Annotated in this window: 4 protein-coding genes; all 4 read right to left on the reverse strand. The window is 66.9% G+C overall.

The genetic code is table 11. The annotated features are described in order from the left end of the window. Positions 1-47: 47 nt before the first annotated feature. Positions 48-1,247 (reverse strand): dihydrolipoyllysine-residue succinyltransferase, encoded by a 1,200-nt coding sequence (gene sucB / locus WDC87_RS10980; RefSeq protein ID WP_053499860.1) that lies wholly within the window; start codon positions 1,245-1,247, stop codon positions 48-50. A 40-nt stretch (positions 1,248-1,287) separates the two neighbouring features. Then, positions 1,288-4,119, reverse strand: a complete 2,832-nt coding sequence (locus WDC87_RS10985; protein WP_005417518.1) for a 2-oxoglutarate dehydrogenase E1 component — start codon at positions 4,117-4,119, stop codon at positions 1,288-1,290. Positions 4,120-4,305: 186 nt separating this feature from the next. Then, a complete protein-coding gene (locus WDC87_RS10990; protein ID WP_227836970.1) occupies positions 4,306-5,202 on the reverse strand; it encodes a GNAT family N-acetyltransferase in 897 nt (298 codons plus the stop codon). A gap of 11 nt (positions 5,203-5,213) precedes the next feature. After that, the coding region (locus tag WDC87_RS10995) for a cupin domain-containing protein (protein ID WP_336331299.1) at positions 5,214-6,595 on the reverse strand (1,382 nt) is incomplete at its 5' end.

Genomic DNA, 6,595 nt, shown 5'->3' on the forward strand with positions numbered 1-6,595 from the left:
GCATTACCAGAACCCCTCCGCGCAGGCGCGGAGGGGCGGGAGGTTTCTTACAGGCCGAACAGCATGCGGCCCGGGTTTTCCAGCTGGTTCTTGATGTCCACCAGGAACTGCACCGAGTCCTTGCCGTCGATGATGCGGTGGTCGTAGGACAGCGCCAGGTACATCATCGGCGCGATCACGACCTGGCCGTTCTGGGCGATCGGACGCTCCTTGATGGCGTGCATGCCCAGGATGGCGCTCTGCGGCGGGTTGATGATCGGGGTCGACAGCAGCGAACCGAAGGTGCCGCCGTTGGTCACGGTGAAGGTGCCGCCCTGCAGCTCTTCCAGGCCCAGCTTGCCGTCACGTGCCTTCTTGGCGTAGTCGGCGATGGTCTTCTCGATGTCGGCGAACGACATGCGCTCGACGTTGCGCAGGACCGGCGTGACCAGGCCCTTCTCGGTCGACACGGCGATCGAGATGTCCGAGTAGCCGTGGTAGATGATGTCGTCGCCGTCGATCGAGGCGTTGACCAGCGGGAAGCGCTGCAGCGCGTTGGCAGCGGCCTTCACGAAGAAGCTCATGAAGCCCAGCTTGATGCCGTGGGCCTTGACGAACTCGTCCTGCAGCTCCTTGCGCGCCGCCGACACCTTGGACAGGTCGACTTCGTTGAAGGTGGTCAGCATGGCGGTGGAGTTCTTCGACTCCATCAGGCGCTCGGCGATGCGCTTGCGGATGCGGGTCATCGGCACGCGCTCTTCCGGACGTGCACCACCGGCCTTGCCGGCGCCGCCGTTGCGGGCGAAGTTGACGATGTCTTCCTTGGTCACTGCACCACGACGGCCGGTGCCGTCGACGTCGGCCGGGTTCACGCCTTCGGTGATGGCGGTGAAGCGGGCGCCCGGCGGCAGGGTGTCGGCGGCCGACTTGGCAGCCGGAGCCGGAGCGGCGGCAGCGGCCGGAGCAGCGGCGGCCGGTGCGGCTTCAGCCTTCTTCTCTTCAGCGGCCGGGGCCGGAGCCGCAGCCACGGCGCCTTCTTCGATGATCGCCACGACCTGGCTGGAGGTCACGGTATCGCCTTCCTTGAACTTGATTTCCTTCAGCACGCCGTCAACCGGCGACGGCACTTCCAGCACGACCTTGTCGGTCTCCAGGTCAAGCAGGTTTTCGTCGCGCTTGACGGCGTCGCCCACCTTCTTGTGCCAGGTGGCGATGGTGCCGTCGGCGACGGATTCGGGCAGTACCGGGGCTTTGACTTCGGTGGCCATTGCGGGAGCTTCCTGGTTTGTCTTCTAAATAGGGGGAGGATTATTCAGCGAACGTGTCGTTGAACGGGTTGACCAGTGCGTCGGCAATCAGCTGCTGCTGCTCGCGGACGTGGTCAGCCATGTGACCGGCAGCCGGCGACGCCGAACGTGCGCGACCGGCGTAGTGCAGGTTCTGGCCATCGGCCAGGCAGAACTGCAGGTGGTGGCGGATCTGGTACCACGCGCCCTGGTTCTGCGGTTCTTCCTGCGTCCACACCACGTCGGTGGCCTTGCCGTACTTCTTCAGCTCGGCAGCCAGCAGCGCACGCGGGAACGGATACAGCTGCTCCACGCGGATGATTGCCACGTCGTCCTGGCCACGCTTGGTCTGGTCCTCCAGCAGGTCGTAGTAGACCTTGCCCGAGCACAGCACCACGCGCTTGACCTTCTTGGCATCGGCATTGGCGTCGCCGATCAGGTGCTGGAACTCGCCATTGGCCAGTTCGTCCAGGGTCGACACGGCCAGCTTGTGGCGCAGCAGCGACTTCGGCGACATCACCACCAGCGGCTTGCGGGTGGTCATGTGCAGCTGGCGACGCAGCATGTGGAAGGCCTGCGCCGGGGTCGACGGCACGACAACCAGCATGTTCTCCAGGGCGCACAGCTGCAGGAAGCGCTCCAGGCGCGCCGAGCTGTGTTCCGGGCCTTGTCCTTCATAGCCATGCGGCAGCAGCAGGGTCAGGCCGGAAATGCGGCCCCACTTGGCTTCACCGGCGGCGATGAACTGGTCGATCACCACCTGGGCACCGTTGGCGAAGTCGCCGAACTGGCCTTCCCAGATGCACAGCGTGTTCGGATCGGTGGTGGAGAAACCGTACTCGTAGGCCATCACCGCTTCTTCGCTCAGCAGCGAGTCGATGACGGTGGCCTTCTCCGGCGAATCCACCAGCTGCCGCAGCGGCATGTAGTAGTTGTCGGTCTTCTGGTCGTGCAGGATCGCGTGGCGGTGCGTGAACGTACCGCGGCCGACGTCCTGGCCGACCAGGCGCAGTGCGTGACCTTCGTCGAGCAGGGTGGCGTAGGCCAGGTTCTCGGCAAAGCCCCAGTCGCCCGGAATCTCGCCGGCGGCCATCTTGCGGCGGTCGTCGTAGACCTTGGCCACGCGCGAGTGCAGCTGCACTTCGTCCGGGATGGTGTTGATCAGCTTGGCCAGCTCGACCAGCTTGTTCTTCTCGACCTTGGTCGAGACCGGGTCGGACAGCTTGCCTTCCAGCAGCTTCGGCCAATCGACGAACAGCGGGCTGCTCGGCGGGGTCTTCTCGACCTTGGCCAGCTCGGTGGTCACTTCACCCGCGTCCAGCTTCTCGCGGTAGGCATCGACCATGGCCTTGCCGGCACCGGCGGCGATCACGCCCGCCTTTTCCAGCTGCTCGGCATACATCTCGCGGGTGGTCGGGTGCTTGCGGATCACCTGGTACATCAGCGGCTGGGTGATCGCCGGCTCGTCGGCCTCGTTGTGGCCCCAACGGCGGTAGCACATCAGGTCGATGACCACGTCCTTGGCGAACTTCTGGCGGAACTCGAAGGCCAGCTGCGCGGCGAACACGACGGCTTCCGGATCATCGCCGTTCACGTGCAGCACCGGGGCGGCGATCATCTTCGCCACGTCGGTGGCATAGCGCGTGGAGCGCGTATCCAGCGGGTTGGAAGTGGTGAAGCCGACCTGGTTGTTGACCACGATGTGCACGGTGCCGCCGACGGCGAAGCCGCGGGCCTGCGACATCTGGAACAGCTCCATGACCACGCCCTGGCCGGAGAAGGCCGCGTCGCCGTGGATCAGGATCGGCATGACCTGCTTGCGTGCGGTGTCCTTGCGGCGCTCCTGGCGCGAACGCACGGAACCGGCCACGACCGGGTCGGCGATTTCCAGGTGCGACGGGTTGAACGCCAGTGCCAGGTGCACCGGGCCACCGTCGGTGGCCACGTCGGCGGAGAAGCCCATGTGGTACTTCACGTCGCCGGCCGAAGCGTGCTCGTCGTGTTCGAACTTGCCTTCGAATTCGTCGAACAGCTTGCGGGGGTTCTTGCCCAGGGTGTTGACCAGCACGTTCAGGCGGCCGCGGTGGGCCATGCCGATCACCACGTCCTTGACGCCATCCTTGCCGGCGCTGCGGATGATGGTGTCCATCATCGGGATCAGCGAGTCGCCGCCTTCCAGCGAGAAGCGCTTCTGGCCGACGTACTTGGTGTGCAGGTAGCGCTCCAGGCCTTCGGCCGCGGTCAGGCGCTCCAGGGTGCGGCGCTGGGTGTCAGCGTCCAGCTGGTAGTTGCCACCGGCCGCTTCCAGCTTCTTGTAGATCCACTGGCGCTGCTCGACCTCGGAGATGTGCATGAACTCCGCGCCGATCGAGCCGGTGTAGGTCGCCTTCAGGCGTGCGAGCAGGTCGCGCAGCTTCATGCGCGGCTGGCCGCCGACGCCGCCGGTGCTGAACTCACTGTTGAGATCGGCATCGGACAGGCTGTGGAACGGCAGGCCCAGGTCCGGGGTGTTGACCGGCGCGGCCAAGCCCAGCGGATCGAGGCGGGCGTCCAGGTGGCCGCGCGAGCGGTAGGCGGTGATCAGACGACCGACATTGCGCTCGCGCTCGTCGCCCGCACCGGTGCCGGTGCCAGCTTTCAGCGCATCCTTGGCCGCGTCCGCGATGTGGGAGATGACGGCCGAGTGCGGAATGTCACCTGCTTCCCGGCCCTTGAAGCCGTCGAAGTAGGTTTTCCATTTGGGATCGACACTATCCGGGGAGACCAGGTACTGCTCGTACAGGTCCTCGACATAGGAGGCGTTGCCGCCGGCGAGTTGCGAAGATTGCGCAAACTGCTTCAGTTGATTGTCCACGATGGAGGGTGTTGATTCGCTTTGTGGGGTATGGCTTCAGAAGGACCCGGCAGGAAGATGAATAGCCCTGCGCGGGCGCGTTCAAACAGCCAAATTGTACCCCCAACGGGACACGAAGGGGCACCACCACAGGTATCCCGCGTCCGCTGGTGCCGGTTCCAGACAGGTTGGGTCAGCGGTGCCGGCTCAGATGCCGAGCGCGCGCAGTTCGCTGCAATCGCGCGAACGGTCCCAGACCCGCTGCAATTGCTGCCCGAACGGCTGCGAACGTGCCGGCAGCGCGACGCCGGCCTCGCCGTCGAGGCGATGGCCGATCAGACGAAAGTAGAAGTCGCCCGCATCGTTGAGCAGGCAGGCCGAGACCAGCGCGCGGTCGACCGGATCGCTGACCTCGCGGAACTGGATCACGCTTGGCAGACGCTGGGCCAGCGCCAGCAGCGGTGCCCCGGCAGAGGCGATCGCAGCGGCATCGTGCACGATCACCCGCAGCTGCTTGTCGTGGCGGGCGGTGACGAAGCGGCGCAGGGCGGCCTGCACCGGCGCCGCGTCGAGCAGTCCCGGGTCCAGCTGGCGGCTGTGCAGCCACAGCTGGCGGCGGGCGCGGTGGACGATGGCCGTGGTGATGGCCACCGCCTCGGCGCGGCGGACGATCGCGCTGGTCGCGCCCAGCCGGCGGCGCATCTGCTGGTGGCCGATGCCGGCCTCCTCGAACACCTCGCCTTCAGGCAGGAAGCCCTGGCGGGCATAGAATTCGCGGGCGGGCAGTTGGGCGTGCAGGTGCAGCTCGGCCAGGCCGAGCCTGCGCCCGGCCTCGACCAGTGCCTCCAGCAGGGCCTCACCGACCCCGTGGCTGCGATGGCTGGCCAGCACGGCCATACGGCCGATGCGGCCGTCCGGGGCCAGCCGGCCGGTGCCGACCGGCTGGTTGTCACTGTCCAGTGCCAGCACATGGACGCTGACCGGGTCCAGCGCATCGCGTTCCAGTTCCGCGGCGATGCCCTGTTCCTGCACGAACACGCGTTGGCGCACGTCGTGGATGGCAACGTGGGCGTCGGCGTGGCTGACCTGCTGGACCCGGATCATGGCGGCAGGGCTCAGGCGCGACCGTCGTCGCTGTCGTCTTCGTCGTGATCCTCGAAGTTGACGATGACTTCGATGCCGTCGTCGTGCACGGTCACGGTGTGGACATCGTCGGACACCGCGTCTGCGTCGATCGCGTCGACACGGTCACGGCCTTCGACCACTTCGCCGAGGACCACGGCGTCTTCGCCGTCGTCCTCCTCTTCAGCGTCGTACACCTCGTTCGGATCGATCAGCTGGAACACGCCACCGACCAACAGCTGCTGGACCACCGCGCGGCCCTTGTCGGACAGGCCGCGATAGGCGGCGGCGTCGAGCTGCTCGGCACCGGCCAGGCGCTGGGCGTCCTTCACCGGCAGCGCGAAGTCCTGGCCGCTGACGTACAGGCTGGCGCCGCGCTTGGCCCGGCGCCAGGCCAGGCGTGCCCACGGGTGGCGCTGCAGCAGCAGGCCGGAGGCCAGCGCCTGGACCACTTCCCCCGGTGCCGGTGCGGCCTGGTGGGCCATCACTTCGCCGGCGGCGCGGTAGGTGGTGATGAAGCGACCGAACCAGTCACCCAGCTTGTCCGGATCGTTCATGCGGATGGCGTTGAGCGCGGTGATCACCCGCGCCATCGCCACCGTGTCGATTTCGTTCGGGTCGGCCGGCACCTTGAGGTCGGCATCCTGGTAACGGATGTTCTCGTCGGCATCGGCGATCAGGGTGTCGAGGTAGTCGCTGATCAGCTCGGCCGAGGACGGCGCGCGCATGCCGAAGGAGAACGTCAGGCAGGGATCCTCGGCGACGCCGTGGTGCGGCACGTTCGGCGGCAGGTACAGCATGTCGCCCGGCGCCAGCACCCAGTCGTGGGTCGGCTTGAACACCTTCAGCAGCTTCAGTTCCACGTCCGGGCGGAAGCCCAGCGGTGGCTGCTTGCCCTTGATCGATTCGCTGGCGTCGATCTGCCAGCGGCGGTGGCCGTGGGCCTGCAGCAGGAACACGTCGTACTGGTCGACATGAGCGCCGACCGAGCCGCCGGTAGCGGCGAAGCTGATCATCACATCATCCATGCGCCAGCGCGGCAGGAAGCTGAAGTGCTCGATCAGGGCGCGCACATCCGGGTCCCACTTGTCCACGTCCTGCACCAGCAGGGTCCAGTCGTGGTCGGGCAGGGCGGGGAACACGTCTTCCTGGAACGGGCCGGTGCGCACGCGCCAGCCGTCCTGGGTCTTGTCGTGCTCGATCAGGCGCGCAAGCACGCCTTCCTCGCAGGCCAGCCCGGCCAGGTCTTCCGGCTGCACCGGGGTCTGGAAGTTGGGGAAGGCGTTGCGGATCAGCAGCGGGCGTTTCTGCCAGAAGTCGCGCAGGAAGGTGGCCGGCGCCATGCCCAGCGGCTGGCCGGGGCGGGCGGTGACTT

Origin of the sequence: Stenotrophomonas maltophilia group sp. Smal12 (assembly GCF_037079935.1) — a bacterium.
GTDB classification, from domain to species: Bacteria; Pseudomonadota; Gammaproteobacteria; order Xanthomonadales; family Xanthomonadaceae; genus Stenotrophomonas; species Stenotrophomonas sepilia.

Excerpts from the sequence above, each read along its gene's own strand:
- sucB (WP_053499860.1), bottom strand. The coding sequence starts at position 1,247 with ATGGCCACCGAAGTCAAAGCCCCGGTACTGCCCGAATCCGTCGCCGAC.
- WDC87_RS10990 (WP_227836970.1), bottom strand. The coding sequence starts at position 5,202 with ATGATCCGGGTCCAGCAGGTCAGCCACGCCGACGCCCACGTTGCCATC.